This is a genomic window from Alteromonas lipotrueiana (genome assembly GCF_019249245.1).
Lineage (GTDB): Bacteria > Pseudomonadota > Gammaproteobacteria > Enterobacterales > Alteromonadaceae > Alteromonas > Alteromonas lipotrueiana.
Genome location: NZ_JAESDK010000029.1, coordinates 14,826 through 36,095 on the forward strand (window position 1 = coordinate 14,826; position 21,270 = coordinate 36,095).

Here is a 21,270-nt window from a genome sequence, read left to right on the forward strand (position 1 = left end):
TCGCTTTTTCAGCTAGGGTTAGTAAAAGCCATTGCAGTAAAAATAATAAACCTCAAAAAAAAGCAAGAATTAAGGAAAACACAAACGTGAAATCCACCATAAGGCTGGCAATAATACTCGGGGTGCTATGGGTTCTCTTGTCCGGGCATTTTTCACCACTTTTGCTAAGCCTTGGCGTTTTGTCGGTAGCATTAGTTTTATGGTTAGACTGGCGCATGGATGAGATTGATCACGAACAATTTCATATTCCGGTCTCGACAGATTTATTTATGTTTGTGTGGCGTCTTGCCGGGCTGGTCGTCATGTCAAATATTGATGTATGCCTGCGAATTTATGGGTTTCGTAAGGCCACCCCAACCTTCCGTGAAATTCCGCTGCCGTTTGCCAATCCATTGTCCCAGGTCATATACGCCAATGCTATTACATTAACGCCCGGCACAGTGAGCATGGTTATGGGCGATGACAAGCTACTGATCCATAGTATCAGCGCTGAAGGCGCCCAGGATTTGGCCGACGGCGGTATGACCCACATTATCCCCCGAATTAAAAAATCAGATGTACGTATTGCGTCACCGCGCAATAAAAGGAAGCCTTTATGAATGCTCTTTACCTTGGGGCAGGTATCGCTTTTTTGGTAACAATGGCGTTAGCCCTGGCACGGGCCTTTGTCGGCCCTACTGTATTTGACCGTATTCTGGCGGTTAATATGTTTGGTACCAAAGCGGTACTGCTGGTTGCCCTTATTGCCTTTTTTTCTGGCCGGGAAGACTTGCTGGACATTGCTTTACTGTATTCCCTGCTTAACTTTATTGGTGTAGTGGCGGCCCTTCGGCTGGTAGAACGCGGCCGTTTTTTTGCCAGTTCTGACGACACTGATCCCGATCCCGATTCCGACAAGGAGAATAAACAGCCATGATGGATATTATGTCTTATGTGCTGGTCATTCTTGCCTGCTTCTTAAGTCTGACCGGCGGGCTGGGCTTGTTCAGGTTGCCTGACTTTTATTCCCGGTTACACGCCGTTGGTATTACCGACACCTTATGTTCTTTTTTATTGCTGGCAGGGCTGGCATGTCAGTCAGGCTGGTCGTTAACAACAGCCAAGCTATTAATTGTTTTTTTGTTTTTATTATTCACCAGCCCCGTGTCATCTTATGCGTTAGCCAATAGCGCCTGGCGCTGGGGTTTACCTGGGGATGAATCTGAAAACAACGATAAGGCTAATAAATCATGAGCTTATTGTTGAACACGGTGTTGCTTGTTTTTCTGTTAGTCACCGCCATCGCAGTAATGCGCGTAAAAGTCTTACTCGCCATGGTTATGCTTTTTGGTCTGTATAGCTTATTAGTTTCAAGCCTGTTCGTGGTGTTAGATGCCCCCGATGTTGCGTTTACCGAAGCCGCAGTAGGAACCGGCATTTCAACGGTACTTATGTTAGTCACGCTAGCAGCAGTGCGCCATGGGCATAGCGCACCTATTAAGCCAGGTAAACGCATGCTGCCGCTGCTGCTCAGTTTGTCGATGGGCTCGTTGGTTATTTTTGGAATTCAGGATTTACCCAATTTTGGTGATACGCAGACGCCTTCATATCAGCAGGTTGCGCGTCATTATATTGATAAAGGGGCTGAAGAGACCGGCGTACCTAACCTGGTTACTGCGGTACTGGCCAGTTATCGCGGCTTTGACACCCTGGGCGAAGTAACGGTTGTTCTAACGGCCGGTATTGGCGTTTTGCTGCTATTAGGCCGGCGAGAAAAAGTGCACTTAAAAGCCAGGAGAAACAATGAGTGACAGTCTGATTTTACGAGTTGTAACAAAATGGTTAGTGCCGGTAATTTTATTGTTCGCGTTGTATGTTCAGTTTCATGGTGACTACAGCCCCGGTGGCGGTTTTCAGGCAGGAGTTATCTTCAGTAGTGCTTTTTTGTTGTACGCGCTGGTTTACGGTGTTGATGCAACCACCCGGGTTCTGCCTGAGGCTATCCTGCGCATCGGCGCTTCTTTGGGCGTGCTTTTGTTCGCCGGAGTGGGCGTGGTGTCGCTATTTAAAGGAGGGGCTTTTTTAAATTACAGTGTGTTAGCCGGAACCCCTGTAGCAGGCCAGCATTTAGGCATAATTCTTATTGAACTTGGCGTAGGCATTACGGTGGCATGCGTAATGTTGCTGCTGTTTTACACTTTTGCACGGACAATCCCCCCACAATGATGGCGTATTTACTCGGACACATTAACTATTGGTTGATCATCGCGGTGATGATGGTGGGCATGTTCACCATGATGAGCAGCCCTAACCTGATGAAAAAGCTAGCCGGTTTAAGCATGTTTCAAACCGCTGTAATTTTGTTTTATGTGAGCGTAGGAAAAGTAGACGGCGGAACCGCGCCCATCGTTACCGAAGCCGCTACCCGTTATGCCAATCCCCTGCCCCAGGTATTGATGCTGACCGCCATTGTGGTGGGTGTCGCTACAATGGCTCTGGGCTTTGCACTTATTATACGAATTCGACGTGCTTACAATAGTATGGAAGAAGACAACATACACCAGCAAATGGAAGCAGAGGAATTGGATTGATGGAAATGCTTACTGTTTTGTTGGTGGTTATTCCACTGATTAGTGCACCCATTACCGCCATAATTGCTAATCGGTATGTGGCCTGGCTCATTACACTTGTTACCTGTTTAGCATTGGCCGGATTAAGTGGTGTAGTGTTACATCATGTTATTAGCGGCGAAGTTATTCATTATGAACTCGGTGGCTGGAAGCCGCCCTGGGGTATTGAATATGTTATCGATTCTCTGAATGCGCTGGTGGCTGTGATTGTCGCTTTTATTGCCCTTATCACGGTAATATATGGCAGCAAAAGTGCCGAGAAAGAAATTCACGACTCTCAAATTCATTTGTTCTATGCCGCTTTTCAGTTAGTCATTTTAGGCTTGCTGGGCATGGCGTTAACGGGCGATATTTTTAATCTTTTTGTATTTTTAGAAATTTCATCGCTGTCTTCTTACGCTTTGATTGCCATGGGACAAAAACGTCAGGCTCTGGTCGCTTCGTTCAATTACCTGATGGCCGGAACATTGGGCGCGACTTTTTTCCTATTAGGTATCGGCTTTTTATACGCGGCTTCTGGTACTTTGAATATGGCCGACATTGCACTGAGGTTTGATCAGTTCTCGTCAATGACTCTGGTTATTACCGCATTATTATTTATTTTGATAGGTTTAGCTCTTAAAGCCGCAGTCTTCCCGCTACATTCATGGCTTCCCGAGGCCTATACCCAAGCCCCGACTATGGTCACGGTATTTTTGGCGTCCACCTCAACCAAAGTAGCCATTTATGTGCTGATAAGAACCCTTTACCAGGTTTTCCCCAATACTTATTGGGAAGAGATGTTGCTTCCCGGTTTCTTGCTGTTAAGCGGTTGCCTGGGAATGCTATACGGTTCTTACAAAGCCATACGTCAGGTTTCTATTAAGCGACTACTGGCCTATTCAAGTGTTGCCCAGCTTGGTTATATGGTGGTGGGTGTAGGTCTTAACAACGAGGCGGGGCTTATAGCCGCTATTGTGCATATGTTCAACCATGCCATTACCAAAGCGGCCTTGTTCATGGCCGCGGGCCTGGTGCTAATGCGATTACACACCACCAACTTAGAAAAGCTACGTGGCGCCGGTAAAACGATGCCCTGGACAACCGGCGCGTTTGCATTGGCCGGATTAAGCTTAATTGGGGTGCCGGGCACTGCCGGCTTTATCAGTAAATGGTATTTGGTTCAGGCCGCGCTAGAGAAAGGCAACTACGTGGTAGCTGGGACAATTTTAATCGCATCTATTATGGCTATCATGTATGTGTGGAAAATTATTGAAACCCTTTACTTTGAGGGGCCCGACAAACTTACGGTTCACAAAGTGGGGTCGGGCAAAGAAATTGTCCCCGATTTGCCGGTCGCCACTTTTTGTTGCTATGTAATGGTTGCCACCTGTTTTTATTTTGGCCTGTATACTGATATTCCTTTAGAAGCTGCCAATACGGCGGTAGAAGTTCTGTTTAGTACTGGAGGTGGACAGTGAGCGCTTCAGCCTTATTGTTAACCGCTTTGCTGCTGCCATTAGCTGGCGCAGTATTAATCAGTCTTACCTCGAGTCGCCCGAATCTTCGCGAGAGCGTATCGGTGCTAACCGCCAGCTTATTGTTTGCCGTTATTATCCGGTTATATCAGCTACCCGCCGAAGCTGCATCATTGGTTATGGCAACGCCGGTTGATGGACTGCAAATTGCGTTTAGCCTGAACCGCTTTGGGGTAATGTTTGCCCTTATCGCCAGTAGCCTGTGGATTGTCACTACTTTATACGCCATGGGGTATATGCGTGCGCACAACGAGCGTAATCAAACCCGCTTTTATGTTTTGTTTGCCGTATCAATTGCCTGTGTAATGGCCATTGCATTTGCCGAAAATTTGTTAACGCTGTTTTTATTTTATGAAGTGTTAACAGTAGGCACCTATCCTTTAGTCGCCCATGCGGGTAATGCTAAAGCGCGCGCCGGTGCCCGTAAATATTTGCTTATTTTAATGGGCTCGTCTATTGCCTTCTTTTTACCCGCTATCATTATCACGTACATACAGGCCGGTACCTTAAGTTTTGCGCAAAATGGTATTTTGGCGGGCAATATAGAAGCCATATTTATCGCGCCTTTATTGCTGGTTTTTTTACTGGGTATCAGTAAAGCCGGCATTATGCCATTACATCGGTGGTTACCCTCAGCAATGGTGGCGCCCACGCCGGTTAGTGCGTTGCTGCATGCTGTAGCTGTCGTTAAAGCCGGGGTATTCACTGTATTAAAAGTGGTACTGTTTATATTCGGGCCCGATGTTGTAGCCCAAAGCGTGAATACCGAGTACCTGCTGCTCGTGCCAATGGCGACTATAGTTCTTGCTTCACTGGTAGCCATGACCCGCGACAACCTCAAAGAGCGTCTGGCCTATAGCACCATCAGCCAGCTGAGCTATATTGTGTTAGGTGCGCTGATGGTAAATCAGATAGCCTTAGTGGGTGCTACTTTACACATAGCCATGCATGCCTTTGCAAAAATCACCTTATTTTTTGCTGCTGGTGCCATTTTAGTTGCGGCCCACAAAACCAAAGTCAGCGAGCTGGACGGGCTGGCCCGCAAAATGCCTATTACTTTTGCCTGCTTTGCTATTGGCGCGATGAGCATTATTGGTATTCCATTTTTGGGGGGCATGTGGAGTAAGTGGTACCTGGTAAGTGGTGCCAGCGCCTTTACCGGCTCCTCCTGGCTAGGGTGGGCATTAAGTATCACCCTAATGCTAAGCACGCTGCTAAACATTTGGTATCTGTTAACTATTCCGGTCAGCGCGTGGTTTAAGCCCTTAGCCGACAAAACCTCTGAGGTCACCGAAGCGCCCTGGCCCTGCCTGGTTGCTATGATTATTCCTTCAGCTGCCTGTATTTATTTCTTTTTCCAGCCAGACATTTTTCTTCAGTTGGCGCAAAACATTGTTGGTGGAGGCAAACCATGAGCGACAAACCCACTCAGGACGGTTTTTTTGATGATCCTAAAGTAGTCAGCTGGATTTTACGTATTTTCTATCTGTTATGCGTCTTATTAGTCGTCGCCGATTTTGTTGTGCATCGTCACATCTACACCGAACTTGAAAAAATACCGGCATTTTATGCTCTTTACGGCTTTGTGGCCTGTGTACTGCTGGTGTTTGCCGCTTCTGGTTTACGTAAAGTTTTAATGCGCAGCGAAGATTATTACGAAGCGCCATTGAACGACAAGTCTGACAGGCAGGAACAAGAATGATCTGGACCACCAGCCTTCCCCCTTTTGTTGTATTCTTTGCATTTGCTTTGGTTGCCCCACTGCTTAAAGGCAAGCTAAAGGTTTTACTGTTACTTGCGCCTTTATGGGGCGGCCTTAACCTTTATATGACGCATGCTGAGGCGGGAGACATAAGCTGGCAAATAGGCGATATGGTCCTGCAGCTTTACCATATAGACAAGCTTAGCTTATTGTTTGGTTATCTTTTTCACATAGCCGCGTTTATTGCCCTTATTTATTCACTTCATATTAAAGACAATACCCAGCAGGTGTGCGGCTTGCTATATGCCGGCAGCGCTTTGGGCGCGGTATTTGCCGGTGATCTGCTCACGGTATTTATGTTCTGGGAATTACTGGCGATTACTTCTGCCTTCCTTATATGGGCAAGACGCACGCCCGAAGCCATCAGAGCAGCAAACAGATATGTTGTTATACAGGTGTTATCGGGGGTTTTACTGCTAAGCGGCGCCATTATGTTGTATCAGCAAACCGGCTCGCTGAAGCTCGAATACCTGGGACTCAATGGCAGTGCTTCCTGGCTGATATTCATTGCCCTGGGCATTAAATGTGGCTTTCCTTTCTTACATACCTGGCTTACCGACGCCTATCCGTTGGCGACTCCTACTGGCACCCTGTACCTGTCAGCCTTTACCACCAAAGTGGCAATCTATTTACTCGCGCGTATGTTCCCTGGCGAACCGATTTTAATATACATTGGCGCGGCGATGACATGCTTCCCTATCTTTTTTGCCGTAATTGAAAACGATCTTCGTAAAGTGCTCGCCTACTCTCTTATTAACCAGCTGGGCTTTATGGTGTGTGGTATTGGCATTGGCACCGCATTAGCACTAAACGGCGCCGTGGCTCATGCCTTTAACGATGTTATTTTTAAAGGTTTATTATTTATGACAATGGGCGCGGTACTTACCCGGGTGGGCCATGTCGATGGTTCACACCTGGGGGGGCTATACAAATCAATGCCCCGAACCACTATATTTTGTCTGGTGGGGGCGGCCTCTATTTCAGCTTTTCCGCTGTTCAGCGGCTTTGTAAGTAAAAGTATGGTGATGGCAGCGTTGTTAGAACAAGACCAGATTATTGTCTGGTTGATGTTGCTGTTTGCTTCAGCCGGGGTATTTCACCATGCCGGTATTAAAATTCCGTTCTTTGCTTTTTTTGCCCACGACTCGGGATTACGGCCCAAAGAAGCGCCCGTCAACATGCAAGTTGCCATGGGGCTGGCGGCCATTTTGTGTATCGCTATTGGGGTAAATCCACAGTGGTTGTATCAATTGTTGCCGTGGGATTTTGACTATACTCCGTACGACCTGACGCATACATTGACCCAAATTCAATTGTTGTTTTTCTCTGCACTGGCGTTTGTATGGTTAAACAAACAAGGGCTGTATCCTCCCGAATTACGTTCGGTTAATTTAGATGCAGAATGGTTCTATCGTAAGCTGCTACCAAAATCGGGACGCAAGGTAGTGGCCATGGCCAGTCAGATGCGCGATGAAGGTCACCAGCTAAAAACCAGTGTTATTGCACAATTAGGCAGACGCCAAAAACCAGTACCCACCGGAACTGTTACCATTATTACCCGGCGTATGGCCTGGGTTTTTATTGCCTTAATGCTACTGGTGGTAACCAGTTTGATTTTTTAGCAGCCGGTATTCACCGACCGCAAGCTCTATGGGCTCATGGTCGTGTAAGTAGCAGTCTGTTTCGTTCAAAAGATTGTGGTAATGCCCGGCATACAGCGGTGAATCAAAACTCACCGCTACGGGTTGTTGGGACAAATTGAGCATCACCAGTATTTTATTGCCGTTCTGCTGACGCACAAAACTGAATACCTGGTTCATAGCGTTATTGGGTACCTGAAGCATGGTTGCGCCATAGGGGCCATTGTGCAGTGCGCAGTATTGCTTTTTAATCGCAATCAGCCGGCGGTACAGCTCGCCGGTCGGGTGCGCCTGCCAATAAATCGGATCACGTTCGAAGAAAGCCAGTCGTTTGGTTTCGCCAGCTTCCTGACTATTATAAATCAGGGGCATGCCCTCTCCAATCACCGAAAGCACAATCGCTGCATCAAGTAACTTGCCAAACATTTCATGCTGGGTGCCTTCCCAGGCATTCATGTCGTGATTACTGACAAAGGTCATTCGATAGGCGCTATCTGGCCACGAACGCTCATTCCACGAATAATATTTGCGCAGCTTGTCCACTGGCAAAACCCCTTTAGCAATACCGTGCATGGTCTCATGCCAGCTCCAGGCGTAGGTCATATTAAACGCCTGTTCGTGTAAGTCGCGGTTTTCCCATTCGGCTAACATGAATACCGGTTTTATTGAATCTAAAGCAAGCCGGGCCTGCTCCCAAAAATCGTTGGGCACATAGCCTGCTACATCGCAACGAAAACCATCTATGTCGTATTCTTTCAACCAATATTGCATGGCCGCAATCATGTAGTGGCGTAAAGCAGGCTGGTTGTAATCAAACTCAATAATATCTTCCCAGTCCCACCACGGAGAGGGGCGAAATTCTCCTTTGAAATCTCGCGCGTACCAATGGGGATGTGATTCAACCAAATTACAGTCCCAGGCGCTATGATTGGGCACCCAATCAATAATCACCCGCATGCCCAGCCGGTGAATAGCGGTAACTAATGAGCGAAAGTCATCTGGGGTACCAAATTCAGCGTTGATCCCGTAATAGTCTTTAACCGCATAGGGGGAACCCAGCGTACCTTTGCGATTTTTCTCGCCGATGGGCTGTACTGGCATCAGCCAGATAATATCAGCACCTAAAGATTTTATATGTGAAAGACCCGCTTCCACTTCTGCAAAGGTACCGTGACTACCAAATTGCCTCGTATTAACCTGATAAATCACCGCGTCTTTTGACCAGGCAGGTTGACGAAGCTGGTATTTTGAATAAGGAAGAAAAGAGGTTTGCGACATGGCCAGCGACCTAAATAAACACAAATGAATGGTTTTTGTTACGCCCGTATTTATTTTTAGATTGGTTTGCTCAGGCCTCAAAGCGTGGTTAAAACAGTGGCAATGCACCAACGCCCATTAACAGTACCCATATGCCGAAAAAGATTTTCAGATGTTTAACATCAAAAGCCAACACTACATATTTAGCCAGCCGGCCTCCGAGCGCTGCGCCGACCCCGGCGAAAAGGACAATTTGCCACACCACTGCATGAGTTTGCAGCCAGTGAAATGCCATCGCGCACCAAACGCATACCGCGGTCAGTATTACCGCCACAGCTATAGCCATGGTTATATTAAATCGGCGAATTATAAGATACACCGCAACCAGCTCGCCCACACCTACCGATAACCACGCTGTTATGATGCCCCCCGAAAACGCAATAAAAGGCAGCATAATAATATCAACAGTACTTAGGTTTTTTTGAAACGAGGTCCGCTTTAACAGCGGTATAGAAGCCAGTATTGCCAGCCCCAGTACAATAGAAAAAAAACCAAACCCGATATGCACCCGTGCCAAATGTTGGGTAAACCAACCAAAAGCCGGTAAATGCGCCCCCCACTGTGCTAATAATAAGCCGCCGATGGCGGCGGGAATACACAGTATCAGCGCTGAGGACAGAGGCTGCCAGTGAACATTGTTTTGCTGATGCCGACGATAATATTGCCCCCAGGTGATAGCACCTACGGTCATACCAAAACATTGAATCGCAAAACTGGTGGCTACAATTTGTGTCGCATTAAGCCCTAAATGATGAAAAAAGGGGACAAATACGACCCCACCCCCGGCGCCTGTAGCATTGGCAAATACAGCGCCTATTATTCCAAGTGCGCTAAATGCGCCGTATCCGGTTATTAAACTATCAAGGTTGGGCTGCAACGCCAATATAGCCAGCCACACGCCACCTAATACACACCACCACAAATTTTGTTTTACTACCGCAAGCATCCGGCCTGACCACTGCATATCATTTCACAAGGCAGAACTTTGCCAGATTGCGGCTTAAAAAGAAATCCTGTGTTAGGCTTAAAGCAGTATGAACCTAAATTTCTGGCCAACAACTTTGATCAGAATTACCCAGCGCCACCAAACCACTGAAATTCTGATGCGCCCAAATCGCTCAGCGAGCTGGCGCGAAACAAAAACGGTGTGGCTGGTATTTTTTTTGGTGGTTTTGGTTATCGCTATGGCCTGGGCTGCCGCAGGGGTCTGGATTGTACTGCCCTTTGCGGGCATAGAGTTAGGCTTACTGGGGTACCTGATGTACCGCACTAACTGGCAGACGTATCAACAACAGCGCTTAATTATCTCGCCATCGTTACTGGTTTTAGAACACGACTATCACCGTCATCAAACGGTGAAACTGGCGCGATGTCATTGCCAGATTACGGTTACCGAAACCGAAGGTCACTGGCAGTTACCCCTGTATGTAATTTGCTGTCAGGGCAGACAATACCCGGTGGGCGCCTTTTTAAATCTTAATGACCTCAAGCAGCTTCAATATGGTTTAATCCATTGCGGGGTTGGGCTATGTCGTAATCGCTGGTGGGAGAGTTAGTCTGTAAGAGCAGTTGCAACGAAGTGTTACATCAATACAGTTGCGCGCAGCCTTTAACCCAATTACATTGCAGACTCACTTACTGATGATCCGAGACGGAGTTCATTCCAAACTATGCGTAAATTGATAACATCACTGGCGATAATATTGTTAAGTTGCCAGGCGCAAGGGGCCGCCGTGTGGCAGGTAAGCAATGGCGAGCACACCCTGTATTTGGGCGGAACGTTACATATTTTAAGTCCGCAGGATTATCCACTGCCCTCGCCGTATGAAACCGCCTTTGCCCAGTCTGACACCCTGGTATTTGAAACTGACATGGAAACGGTCAGCTCTGCCTCATTTGCAGCAAAAATGATTAAGCAGAATAGCTACGAAAATGCTGAGACCGTGGCAAAGGATTTAAATCCGGAGACCTATCAGCTGCTAGAGTCTTATATGAGCAAACATAACTTGCCTATAAACACACTAAAACACCTGAAACCGGCGATGCTGGGTCTAACGTTGACCATGCTGGAATACCAGCGTGCGGGACTGACCAGTCAAGGTGTCGATGCGTATTTCTTCAATAAAGCTATGGATAAGAACAAACCCATCGAATGGTTTGAAACGCCTGATCAGCAACTTTCTTTTATCAGTGCAATGGCAGATGGCCAGGAAAACGAATTTATTCGCTATACCCTAGAAGATATTGAAGACCTGGCGAGTATAATTACACCTATGAAAACTCATTGGCGCTCGGGTGATATGCAGGCTTTACATGATACCGCAATGGGCGATGTCGCCCAGCAATACCCTCAGGTTTACGACGATCTGCTGGTTAAACGCAATCAAAACTGGCTGCCAAAAATTGAAGCCATGATGCAAACCCCCGAGGTTGAATTTGTTTTAGTGGGTACATTACATATGCCTGGAAGCCAGGGGGTGCTGGCCCTGCTTAAACAAAAAGGTTACACGCTCACCCAGCTTAATTAAGTCCTGGTTAGTTTTTGTGAAAAACAACTCAGTTTATTTTGTTTGATAAACAAACCGTTAGTTAGCAATTTCTGTATTTAAGAATATCACTAGTTAAGTAGTCAGATATCCACGCCGAATATGGCCGTAATACAAGTACTCGCAGGTGATCCCTGTGGTAAAAGGAGAACATTTTGAAATTGACAACTGCGATTCAATCTATGCTGATTTTTGTAGGCATGCTTGCGGTTACCGGCTGTGCATCGATGGGTGAAGGCACCGTTGCTGAAAAACGCCAGGCCATTTTGTCGATGCAAGATACGGCGCTGTCTCGTTTATATCGGGAAAAACCAGATACCCGTTCGCAGCTACAAAATGCCGCCGGCTATGCAGTATTTAGCAATGCTAACATTAATATTATTTTTATCGCTGCCGGAACAGGCTACGGTGTCGTTAATAACAACACTACTGGCGCTAAAACATATATGAATATGGCCGAAGGTGGCGTGGGTTTGGGGCTGGGCGCAAAAGATTACCGCCTTATTATAGTTTTTCATAGCCAGCAGGCCTTAAGCCACTTTATTAACAACGGCTGGACAGCCGGCGGTAACCTGGATGCCGCAGCCAAAGCGGGCGATAAGGGGCTTTCTATTGAAGGCGAAGGCTATTTAGGCAACGTAACAGTGTATTCGATGACACAAAGCGGCCTGGCCCTGCAAGCTACGGTGAAGGGCACAAAGTTCTGGAAAGACAAAGCATTAAATTAGGCGTTGATGATGCCAGCATTTACCTAAGAAGATAACAAGGTAACCCATGATGTTCTGCGTAGCAGGACTTTATGGGTTATTTTTGTGCATCTAAACAATCATTATTATTTTAACGCAATTTATAAATGGTTGATCGTGAACACTTGCATTATTAAATACAATTGATTACTGTTATATCGTCTTTAAGAATTCAAGATTTTCAAATTATGTATAACTGCGCTACAAACCATCATCACCACTTTATAGCATAACCTTTCAGGTTCGTGCTGGAAGGCTATTGTTTCCTTCCAGTGGCGCAGATGAAAATTTCTTAGGCCCCCGGAAGGAAACTTTCGGGGGTTTTTCGTTTTAGGCGCCAATAATTTCACATGAGGAAGCAACATGAGTGACAGCAGAAGACTGCGCATTGCGGTACAAAAGTCAGGTCGATTGAGCAAAGATAGCATTGATCTGTTAAAAGCTATCGGCATTAAATTAAACATTCGCGACCGTCTGCTTATCGCCCACTCTACAAACGAAGATATAGATTTGCTGCGGGTACGCGATGATGATATTCCAGGTTTGGTGATGGACGGCGTAGTCGATATGGGTTTTATCGGCGAAAACGAGCTTGAAGAGAAAATGCTTGAACGCGCTGCGGCCGGCAAACCTGCGGATTATGAAGTATTGCGTCGAATGGATTATGGCGGATGTCGCCTATCAATTGCTGTTCCTAATGAAATGGAATACGACAGCGCCGCCACATTGCAGGGCAAGAAGGTCGCCACTACTTATCCGTTTTTGTTAGAGCGATATTTTAAAGAACAAAATATTGATGCTCAGGCCGTGATGTTGACCGGCTCGGTAGAGGTGGCGCCCAGAGCCGGTGTGGCCGATGCAATCTGCGACCTGGTGTCGACCGGAGCGACATTAGAGGCAAACGGGTTAGTTGAAAAAGACGTTATTTTTCGCTCTAAAGCGGTACTGATTAAGCGTACCGGCGAAATGCCTGCGGCCAAGCGTGAATTGCTTGAACGGCTGGTCCCGCGAATAGACGGGGTAATGCAGGCAAAAGAAAGCAAATATATTATGTTACACGCCCCCAAAGCCAAACTGGAAGAAGTGAAAGATTTGCTGCCGGGTGCAGAAGATCCCACCGTATTACCGCTTGCAGGAGCTGAAGATACAGTCGCCATTCATGTTGTAAGCCCAGAGAATTTATTCTGGGAAACCATGGAAAAACTCAAAGATTTAGGCTGCCGCTCAATTCTTGTTATGCCAATTGAAAAAATGATGGGTTAAATAATGCTTATCTGGAATGAACTGGACCCGTCAGCGCAACGAGAGGCGCTGGCCCGGCCCGTATTAAAAAACAGCAGCGCACTGAAACAGACGGTCAGTGAAATTCTGGCCGATGTTGAAGCTGAAGGTGATGAGGCTGTACTGAGGTTTACTCGCAAATTTGATTGTCCCGGCTTAAGCTCGCTAGTCTTAAGCTGCGAACAACGCGACTCGCTGGCTAGTCAGGTAAGTAATGACGTAGCCCAGGCCATCGATACCGCGTTCACCAATATTAAGCGGTTTCATGAGGCTCAGCAACCCGAAGACGTAGTGATGACCACCAGCCCTGGGGTTACCTGCGAGCAACGCTTTGTTGCGCTTGAGTCAGTCGGACTTTATATTCCTGGTGGTACCGCTCCGCTTCCTTCTACCGCGCTTATGTTAGGTGTACCGGCGATGGTTGCAGGGGTATCGCGCAAGGTATTGTGCACCCCGCCTTCTGAAGACGGCACAATTGCCCCTGAAATAGCCTTTGTTGCTAAGCGCTGTGGTATTGATGAGATTTATCTGTGCGGGGGTGCTCAGGCTATCGGCGCTATGGCGCTGGGGACTGATTCTATTGCCAAAGTAGACAAAATTTTTGGCCCCGGTAACAGCTTTGTTACCGAAGCCAAGCAACAGGTTAGTTTACGCCCAGACGGTGCCGCGATTGATATGCCAGCGGGGCCGTCAGAAGTACTGGTGTTAGCTGACAAAGACGCCAACCCGGCTTTTGTGGCGTCCGATCTATTATCTCAGGCTGAACATGGCACCGATTCACAGTCTATTTTGGTGAGTGACTCAAAAACTTTAATTGAGCAAACACAAGCCGAAGTAGAAAAACAGCTTAGCGCGCTGTCGCGTAACGAAATTACCGTGTTGTCGATGGAAAATGCCCGCTATATCTTAACCGATGATTTGAGCAGTGCTATTGAGGTAAGCAATAGCTATGCGCCAGAACACTTGATTGTTCAGGTGGCACAGCCGCGTAAGGCCATGAGTAAAATCAAACACGCCGGTTCAGTATTTCTGGGACCATGGTCACCCGAGTCAGCTGGCGATTATGCCTCGGGCACCAATCATGTGCTGCCTACCTATGGCTATGCCAAAAATTACTCTTCGTTAGGACTGCTTGATTTTATGCGCCGTTATACTGTGCAAGAGTTAACCGCAGATGGCTTACGTAACCTGGGCCCGCAGATAATGATACTGGCGGCTGCCGAAGGACTGGATGCCCACGAAAAAGCCGTAGGACTGCGTTTGTCCGTATTGCAGGAGTCTGGTGATGAGTAATATTGTAGAAACCTTACTTAACGACAACCTGGTCGGGCTAAAGCCTTATGAGTCGGCGCGCCGATTATTCGCAGGCGGTCAGGACTGGTTAAACGCCAATGAATCCCCCTTTGCTAATGAATATACCATCGACAGTAAACGCTTTAATCGTTATCCGGCCTGCCAGCCAGAAGCGGTGACTGCCGCCTATGCCGACTACGCCGGTGTGGATATCAGCGAACTGCTGGTAACCCGTGGCGCCGATGAAGGAATTGAGCTGCTGATCCGTACGTTTTGTACACCTGGTCAGGATAACATTCTGATTTGTCCGCCTACCTATGGCATGTACGCCATTAGTGCCGAGACCTGCAATGTGGGCGTGAAAAAGGTGCCGTTAAAATCGGACTTTTCATTAGACACAGCATCAATTTGTGCTCAGAACGATGTCAATCTGGTGTTTATCTGTGCTCCCAATAACCCCACCGGCACCACCGTTAACGCCAATGATTTAGAACAAATTTTGTCGCATTTTGCCAACAGCGCCCTGGTGGTGGTGGATGAAGCGTATATTGAGTTTGATAAAGACAACACCTGGGCGGGGCAATTGAATCGCTATCCGAACCTGGTAATTTTACGCACATTGTCTAAAGCCTTTGCCCTGGCCGGCTTGCGTTGCGGCTTTACCCTGGCGAACCTGCCGGTTATACAAGCGTTACTTAAAGTTATAGCGCCCTACCCGCTGGCTGAACCCGTGGCCCAAATTGCAGAACAGGCTTTATCTGCTCGCGGACGTGCCAACGTTGAATTGCAGGTAGAGGCCATCAATGGCCATAAAAAATGGTTGCAGGAACAACTGGCTGGGCTCCCCGGTTTTCGTATTATCGGCGACATCCGCGCCAACTTTGTGCTGTTTCACAGTGTTCATAATAAAGCATTGATGGCGTATTTGGTTGAACACGGCATGCTGATACGTGACCAGTCAAAACAGCAAAATTTGGATAACTGCCTGCGCGCGACAGTTGGCACCGAAGAACAAAACCAACGATTAATTGGATTAATCCAGAATTTTTTACAACAAACAGGAGTGTCGGCATGAGCCAGCAAGCCATATTATTTATCGACCGTGATGGCACTCTGGTTGAAGAGCCCGCCATTGACAAACAACTCGACTCACTGCAAAAACTGGTGCTAGAACCAGCGGTGATCCCAGTGCTGCTGAAGTTTCAAAATGCAGGCTACAAACTGGTAATGGTATCGAATCAGGACGGGCTGGGAACCGACAGTTTCCCACAGGCCGACTTTGATGCGCCCCACAATATGATGATGCAGATTTTTGAAAGTCAGGGCATTAAATTTGATGACGTGCTGATATGCCCCCACTTTGATGCTGACAATTGTGCCTGCCGTAAGCCCAAACTGGGGCTGGTGAGCGATTATCTTCAGCAAGGCAAAGTAGACTTTACCCGCTCAGCGGTTATCGGCGATCGTGACACCGATTTGCAACTGGCCCAGAGTATGGGGATTCAGGGAATTCGATATGACCGCAACGACAATAACTGGCTGGCCATTGAAAAAAGTTTGCTCAACTCGGCGCGCATCGCTGAAGTTGTCAGAACCACTTCAGAAACTGACATCAAGGTAAAAGTTGACCTGGACTCTGATGCCAAAAGCCATATGGCCACCGGGCTCGGTTTTTTTGACCACATGCTTGACCAAATTGCTACTCATGGCGGCTTTGAGCTACAGGTTGAGGTCAGTGGCGACTTGCACATTGATGATCACCACACCGTTGAAGACACGGCCCTGGCTTTAGGCGAAGCGCTGAAAAAAGCGCTGGGTAACAAACGGGGTATTGGGCGCTTTGGTTTTGCTCTGCCAATGGATGAGTGTCGTGCAGAATGCATTATGGATATCTCTAATCGTCCGCACCTTAAGTTTGAAGCTGATTTCACCCAGGAAAAAGTGGGTGAAATGGGCACCCAGATGGTTGAGCATTTTTTCTATTCACTGGCACAAAGTATGGGCTTATCTCTGCACTTGTCCACCAGCGAAGGTAATGCTCACCATCAGGTAGAAAGTCTGTTTAAAGTATTTGGCCGCGCGCTGCGTCAGGCCATCACCCGTCAGGGCGATGCACTGCCCAGCAGTAAAGGAGCTTTGTAATGTCACAGCGGATTGTGATTGTAAATACAGGCTGTGCCAATATCTCTTCGGTGCGTTTTGCACTGGAGAGACTCGGTGTCAGCGTAGAAGTGTCAGATGAAGAGAATGTGATAAAAGCGGCCGATAAGGTGTTTTTGCCCGGTGTTGGCACCGCCTCTTCGGCAATGCAAAGTATCTTGCAAAAGAAACTGACGCCTACTTTACAGGAACTGACCCAGCCGGTTTTAGGAGTGTGCCTGGGTATGCAGCTGATGGTCAGCACTTCGGCAGAAAGTAAAGCCGGCGACATCAATTGTCTAAACCTAATGCCTGGTGCAGTAAAACGCATGCAGGCCAATGGTCAGCGTTTACCACATATGGGCTGGAACACGGTCACCAGTGAGACTGAAAACCCACTCTTTGCGGGCATAGATGATGGCACCTACTTCTACTTTGTCCACAGTTTTGCCGTCCCGGTCTATGAGCATACGTTGGCAAGCTGTGAGTATGGACAGCCATTTTCTGCCGCCATCGGCCACAACAATTTTTATGGCGTACAGTTTCACCCGGAACGCTCTGGCGATGCCGGTGCGCAGTTACTGACTAATTTTGTGAACATGTAATGATTATACCTGCAATAGATTTGATAGATGGCGCGGTGGTACGGCTGTATCAGGGCGACTATGACAAAAAAACCGAATATCAGCTAGACCCGGTAGATGTAGTACACCGGTATGCTGATGATGGCGCAACCTGGCTTCACATTGTTGATTTAACCGGAGCTAAAGACACCAGCAAGCGTCAGCTGGAACTTATCCGGGCGATGGTAAATACCAAAAGAATGCAGTTTCAGGCCGGTGGTGGTATTCGCAGCGAAGACGATGTCACTCAGCTTCTGTCTGCGGGTGTCAGTCGGGTGGTTATTGGGTCACTGGCGGTTAAAGAGCCCGAGCTGGTAAAACACTGGATAACCAAATACGGCAGCGATGTCATTGTACTGGCCCTGGATGTTAATATTGATGATGATGGTAATAAGCTTATTGCCACGCACGGCTGGCAGCAAAGCTCGGGAGTGGCGCTTGAAGACCTGCTGAACGATTTTGCAGAAGTTGGCGTGAAGCATGTGCTGTGCACTGACATCAGTCGTGATGGTACTTTACAAGGTGCTAATGTTGAGTTGTATCAGCAAATGCAGCAACAATTTCCGGGTATTGCCTGGCAGGCTTCCGGCGGCATCGGTGGGCTACAGGATATTCAAGCATTGCGCCCTGCTAACGTAGAAGGCGTTATTTTAGGTCGCGCACTGCTAGAAGGTAAATTCACCGTGAAGGAGGCAATAACATGCTGGCAAAACGGATAATACCGTGTCTGGATGTACGCGACGGAAAAGTCGTAAAAGGGGTTCAGTTCAGAAACCACGAAATTATTGGTGATATTGTACCTTTAGCCGAGCGCTATGCGCAGGCAGGTGCTGATGAGCTGGTATTTTATGATATTACCGCCAGTTCTGATAAGCGCGTAGTCGACAAAAGCTGGGTCAGCCGCATTGCGCAGGTTATTGATATACCCTTTTGTGTCGCTGGCGGCATTAAGTCGGTTGAAGATGCCGGCCGTATACTGGAGATGGGCGCAGATAAAATCTCAATTAATTCTCCGGCGCTGACCAACCCTGATCTTATTAACGAATTACACGATGTGTATGGTCAGCAATGTGTAGTGATTGGTATCGACAGCTTTTATAACGAAAAAACGAATCAGTACGAAGTCTACAAGTTTACCGGCGATGAAAGCCGCACCCAGCAAACCTCCTGGCAAACCCGCGACTGGATTCAGGAAGTTCAAAGCCGGGGCGCGGGTGAAATTGTGCTTAATTGCATGAACCAGGACGGCGTTCGTCAGGGCTACGATGTTCGCCAGTTAACCGCCATTCGCGAAGCCTGCCAGATTCCGCTGATTGCCTCGGGCGGCGCAGGTTCCATCGAACATTTTCGGGCGGTATTTGAACAGGCTGATGTAGATGGTGCGCTGGCTGCCTCGGTTTTTCACAAAAATCTGATTAATATTCTAGAGCTTAAAGATTACCTGTCCAATGCAGGTATCGCCATGCGAAAAGCTCATACCCGCAGCAAGGATTAACGCCATGATTATTGATATTGCAAATATGGGCGAATTAGCCTGGCAAAAAATGGAGGGGTTACTTCCCGCCGTGGTTCAGGACGCCACCACTGCCAAGGTGCTGATGCAGGGATATATGAACCCCGAGGCGCTAAAAACTACGCTGGAAAGTAGTAAAGTTACTTTTTATAGCCGTTCGAAAGAACGACTATGGCAAAAAGGCGAAACATCGGGAAACACCCTCGATGTGGTGGAAATAGGTTGTGACTGCGATCACGACTCCCTGCTGGTTATGGCAAATCCTAACGGTCCGACCTGTCATACCGGTGAAGAAAGCTGCTGGTTTACCAGCAAACCTGCTGACTTTACCTTTTTAGCCGACCTGGAACGCGTATTGGCAAGTCGCAAAACCGCAGATCCTGCCTCAAGTTACACCGCTAGTTTGTACGCAAAAGGCATCAAGCGTATTGCGCAAAAAGTAGGTGAAGAAGGTGTTGAAACTGCCCTGGCCGCTACCGTAAAAGATACCGAAGAGCTTAAAAACGAAGCGGCTGACCTGTTGTACCATCTTACCGTACTGATGCAGGCCAGTGGCATGTCTTTAAGTGATGCGATTGACGTACTCAGAGCCCGACATAAATAGTTTGCCCATAACATTTTCAATAAAATAAAGCCCGTTTTTTTGCGGGCTTTATTGTTTTTACTGTCATACTTTAGGTAAAAGTAAGACTATTGATAATGAGTATAAAACTAAAGGCAAAAAAATATGTGGCATCGACTGATTAAGATAGCTAAAGAAAATATTGGTTTTATTATGCTTATGCTGGTGTTGCTAAGTGTACGCAGCAGTATTGCAGACTGGTATCATGTACCTACCGGTTCTATGCAACCGACTATAGCTATTGGCGACCGAATTTTTGTCGACAAAGCCGCATATCGATTAGATATCCCATTTACCGACATTCCCCTTACCGCCCCCTCAGTACCCTCACATGGCGATATTGTGATCATTAATTCCGCCAAAGCCGAAACCCGCTTGGTGAAGCGGGTAGTAGGATTACCTGGTGATACGGTCAGATTAAGCAATAACCACCTTATTGTGAATAAAGTGACTTATGATTATGACAAAAAAACAGACAACCTTTTTGTTGAAAGCAGCAAAAACACCCACCATATGGTAAAGCTAACCGATACCAAGGCGCCATCCCGACAGGCGCAAAGCTATCAAAGTTTTGGACCGGTAACTGTTCCGCCCGACCATGTATTGGTTTTAGGTGATAATCGAAATCATAGTGCCGACTCTCGGGTGCATGGGTTTGTACCGTTAAATGAAATAGCGGGTAAAGCCTCGGCAGTGCTGTGGAGCTGGCCTGAGGACAGTACCTTTCCTGATTTCCAGACATGGTGGAAACCGCTTAAATAAATTTTTTTGAAATTAATTTATAAATTGTACTTGAAAACATTTTGAATGATTCTATATAGGTATTGTCGACGCTGCATAAGCGGGTCGACAATACCGCCGCCGGCTTGCCGGGGCATAACTTAAACATATTGCTTTTAATCGAGGATATGACTATGCGTACTATCGATCTATCTCCACTTTACCGTTCTTTCATTGGTTCTGACCGTCTTGCATCGTTAATTGATGCTGCCAACCGGGCTGACAACCAAAGTACTTATCCGCCTTACAACATTGAGTTGCTGGATGAAAACCAATACCGAATTTCTATGGCGGTAGCAGGCTTCACTCAGAAAGATATTACCCTTGAGGCGCAAAACAATACGCTGACTATTCAGGGCAAAAAATCTGAAGCGACTGAGACAAAAGAGCGAAAATTCCTGCACAAAGGCATTTCTGAAAAGAACTTTGAGCGTAAGTTTCAGCTTGGCGACCATGTAAAGGTACTGAATGCAAACATGGCTGACGGCCTGTTGCATATCGACCTTGAACGCCAAATTCCTGAAGCCAAAAAGCCGCGTCGCATCGAAATTGGCAGTCGTGCAATTGAGCACAAAAACGACGAGTAAGTTATAACAGGTAGTAAAGTGGGCCTGGAATATCCCGGGCCCTTACAGTGTGTTGCTGAATAATCAGGACACCAATCACATATTGCTTAATAAAGGGTATGACTATGCGAAACATTGATTTTTCTCCACTTTATCGTTCTTTCATTGGTTCTGACCGTCTTGCATCGCTAATGGATGCTGCTAACCGGGCTGACAACCAAAGTACCTATCCGCCTTATAACATTGAGTTGCTGGATGAAAACCAATACCGAATTTCTATGGCGGTAGCAGGCTTCACTCAGAAAGATATTACCCT

26 protein-coding genes and 1 other annotated feature are annotated in these 21,270 nt (G+C 47.2%); of the genes, 24 read left to right on the top strand and 2 right to left on the bottom strand.

What is annotated here, in order from left to right:
* The first annotated feature begins 86 nt into the window (after positions 1–86).
* From JK130_RS15760 to JK130_RS15800, 10 genes are read left to right on the top strand one after another with little or no spacing between them, the layout of a single operon-like run.
* A complete protein-coding gene (locus tag JK130_RS15760) occupies positions 87–599 on the top strand; it encodes a Na+/H+ antiporter subunit E (RefSeq protein ID WP_218355290.1) in 513 nt (170 codons plus the stop codon).
* Positions 596–916: an MrpF/PhaF family protein gene (locus tag JK130_RS15765; RefSeq protein ID WP_246587835.1), complete on the top strand. Its 321-nt coding sequence runs from the start codon at positions 596–598 to the stop codon at positions 914–916. The genes JK130_RS15760 and JK130_RS15765 overlap by 4 nt, the downstream gene beginning before the upstream one ends.
* Positions 913–1,233, top strand: coding sequence for a monovalent cation/H(+) antiporter subunit G (gene mnhG, locus JK130_RS15770; protein ID WP_218355291.1), 321 nt, complete (start codon positions 913–915; stop codon positions 1,231–1,233). Before JK130_RS15765 ends, mnhG begins: the two co-directional genes overlap by 4 nt.
* Positions 1,230–1,790 carry a DUF4040 domain-containing protein gene (locus tag JK130_RS16705; RefSeq protein ID WP_246587836.1) on the top strand — a complete coding sequence of 187 codons (561 nt, stop codon included), beginning with the start codon at positions 1,230–1,232 and terminating at the stop codon, positions 1,788–1,790. The genes mnhG and JK130_RS16705 overlap by 4 nt, the downstream gene beginning before the upstream one ends.
* Positions 1,783–2,205, top strand: coding sequence for a Na(+)/H(+) antiporter subunit B (locus tag JK130_RS16710; RefSeq protein WP_246587837.1), 423 nt, complete (start codon positions 1,783–1,785; stop codon positions 2,203–2,205). The genes JK130_RS16705 and JK130_RS16710 overlap by 8 nt, the downstream gene beginning before the upstream one ends.
* A complete protein-coding gene (locus JK130_RS15780; RefSeq protein ID WP_218355292.1) occupies positions 2,202–2,570 on the top strand; it encodes a cation:proton antiporter subunit C in 369 nt (122 codons plus the stop codon). The genes JK130_RS16710 and JK130_RS15780 overlap by 4 nt, the downstream gene beginning before the upstream one ends.
* Complete coding sequence (locus tag JK130_RS15785; protein WP_218355293.1) at positions 2,570–4,069, top strand: monovalent cation/H+ antiporter subunit D family protein; 1,500 nt, start codon at positions 2,570–2,572, stop codon at positions 4,067–4,069. Before JK130_RS15780 ends, JK130_RS15785 begins: the two co-directional genes overlap by 1 nt.
* Positions 4,066–5,541, top strand: coding sequence for a proton-conducting transporter transmembrane domain-containing protein (locus JK130_RS15790; RefSeq protein WP_218355294.1), 1,476 nt, complete (start codon positions 4,066–4,068; stop codon positions 5,539–5,541). Before JK130_RS15785 ends, JK130_RS15790 begins: the two co-directional genes overlap by 4 nt.
* Positions 5,538–5,828: a hypothetical protein gene (locus JK130_RS15795; protein WP_218355295.1), complete on the top strand. Its 291-nt coding sequence runs from the start codon at positions 5,538–5,540 to the stop codon at positions 5,826–5,828. Before JK130_RS15790 ends, JK130_RS15795 begins: the two co-directional genes overlap by 4 nt.
* Complete coding sequence (locus JK130_RS15800; RefSeq protein ID WP_220099592.1) at positions 5,825–7,510, top strand: Na(+)/H(+) antiporter subunit D; 1,686 nt, start codon at positions 5,825–5,827, stop codon at positions 7,508–7,510. Before JK130_RS15795 ends, JK130_RS15800 begins: the two co-directional genes overlap by 4 nt.
* Here the strand turns inward: JK130_RS15800 and JK130_RS15805 are convergent.
* Together JK130_RS15805 and JK130_RS15810 are read right to left on the bottom strand one after the other, a co-directional pair.
* A complete protein-coding gene (locus JK130_RS15805; protein ID WP_218355296.1) occupies positions 7,481–8,806 on the bottom strand; it encodes an alpha-amylase family glycosyl hydrolase in 1,326 nt (441 codons plus the stop codon). The two genes, JK130_RS15800 and JK130_RS15805, sit on opposite strands and share 30 nt — an antisense overlap.
* Before the next feature lie 88 nt (positions 8,807–8,894).
* Positions 8,895–9,791, bottom strand: a complete 897-nt coding sequence (locus JK130_RS15810) for a sulfite exporter TauE/SafE family protein (protein ID WP_218355312.1) — start codon at positions 9,789–9,791, stop codon at positions 8,895–8,897.
* 115 nt (positions 9,792–9,906) lie between these two features.
* Between JK130_RS15810 and JK130_RS15815 the strand changes: the two genes are divergently transcribed.
* From JK130_RS15815 to JK130_RS15880, 14 genes are all read left to right on the top strand, one after another.
* Complete coding sequence (locus JK130_RS15815; RefSeq protein ID WP_218355297.1) at positions 9,907–10,401, top strand: DUF2244 domain-containing protein; 495 nt, start codon at positions 9,907–9,909, stop codon at positions 10,399–10,401.
* 114 nt (positions 10,402–10,515) lie between these two features.
* Positions 10,516–11,373, top strand: a complete 858-nt coding sequence (locus JK130_RS15820; RefSeq protein ID WP_218355298.1) for a TraB/GumN family protein — start codon at positions 10,516–10,518, stop codon at positions 11,371–11,373.
* Between the two features lie 200 nt (positions 11,374–11,573).
* Positions 11,574–12,119: a lipid-binding SYLF domain-containing protein gene (locus tag JK130_RS15825; RefSeq protein ID WP_246587841.1), complete on the top strand. Its 546-nt coding sequence runs from the start codon at positions 11,574–11,576 to the stop codon at positions 12,117–12,119.
* Positions 12,120–12,345: 226 nt separating this feature from the next.
* Positions 12,346–12,467: a sequence feature (His leader region), on the top strand.
* 33 nt (positions 12,468–12,500) lie between these two features.
* A complete protein-coding gene (gene hisG, locus JK130_RS15830) occupies positions 12,501–13,400 on the top strand; it encodes an ATP phosphoribosyltransferase (RefSeq protein ID WP_218355299.1) in 900 nt (299 codons plus the stop codon).
* Positions 13,401–13,403: 3 nt separating this feature from the next.
* Positions 13,404–14,711, top strand: coding sequence for a histidinol dehydrogenase (hisD, locus tag JK130_RS15835; protein WP_218355300.1), 1,308 nt, complete (start codon positions 13,404–13,406; stop codon positions 14,709–14,711).
* Positions 14,704–15,786, top strand: coding sequence for a histidinol-phosphate transaminase (gene hisC, locus JK130_RS15840; protein ID WP_218355301.1), 1,083 nt, complete (start codon positions 14,704–14,706; stop codon positions 15,784–15,786). The genes hisD and hisC overlap by 8 nt, the downstream gene beginning before the upstream one ends.
* Positions 15,783–16,853: a bifunctional histidinol-phosphatase/imidazoleglycerol-phosphate dehydratase HisB gene (gene hisB / locus JK130_RS15845; protein ID WP_218355302.1), complete on the top strand. Its 1,071-nt coding sequence runs from the start codon at positions 15,783–15,785 to the stop codon at positions 16,851–16,853. Before hisC ends, hisB begins: the two co-directional genes overlap by 4 nt.
* Positions 16,853–17,455, top strand: coding sequence for an imidazole glycerol phosphate synthase subunit HisH (gene hisH, locus JK130_RS15850; protein ID WP_218355303.1), 603 nt, complete (start codon positions 16,853–16,855; stop codon positions 17,453–17,455). Before hisB ends, hisH begins: the two co-directional genes overlap by 1 nt.
* Positions 17,455–18,192 carry a 1-(5-phosphoribosyl)-5-[(5-phosphoribosylamino)methylideneamino]imidazole-4-carboxamide isomerase gene (gene hisA / locus JK130_RS15855; RefSeq protein ID WP_218355304.1) on the top strand — a complete coding sequence of 246 codons (738 nt, stop codon included), beginning with the start codon at positions 17,455–17,457 and terminating at the stop codon, positions 18,190–18,192. Before hisH ends, hisA begins: the two co-directional genes overlap by 1 nt.
* The gene (gene hisF / locus JK130_RS15860) at positions 18,174–18,968 is read left to right on the top strand and encodes an imidazole glycerol phosphate synthase subunit HisF (protein WP_218355305.1); all 795 of its coding nucleotides are present in this window, start codon (positions 18,174–18,176) and stop codon (positions 18,966–18,968) included. Before hisA ends, hisF begins: the two co-directional genes overlap by 19 nt.
* Before the next feature lie 4 nt (positions 18,969–18,972).
* Complete coding sequence (hisIE, locus tag JK130_RS15865) at positions 18,973–19,590, top strand: bifunctional phosphoribosyl-AMP cyclohydrolase/phosphoribosyl-ATP diphosphatase HisIE (protein WP_218355306.1); 618 nt, start codon at positions 18,973–18,975, stop codon at positions 19,588–19,590.
* A 123-nt stretch (positions 19,591–19,713) separates the two neighbouring features.
* Positions 19,714–20,370 carry a signal peptidase I gene (gene lepB, locus JK130_RS15870; protein ID WP_218355307.1) on the top strand — a complete coding sequence of 219 codons (657 nt, stop codon included), beginning with the start codon at positions 19,714–19,716 and terminating at the stop codon, positions 20,368–20,370.
* Between the two features lie 152 nt (positions 20,371–20,522).
* A complete protein-coding gene (locus tag JK130_RS15875; protein ID WP_218355308.1) occupies positions 20,523–20,975 on the top strand; it encodes an Hsp20 family protein in 453 nt (150 codons plus the stop codon).
* A 104-nt stretch (positions 20,976–21,079) separates the two neighbouring features.
* Positions 21,080–21,270: alpha-crystallin domain-containing protein (locus JK130_RS15880; RefSeq protein WP_484771503.1), on the top strand; the 191-nt coding region annotated here is incomplete at its 3' end.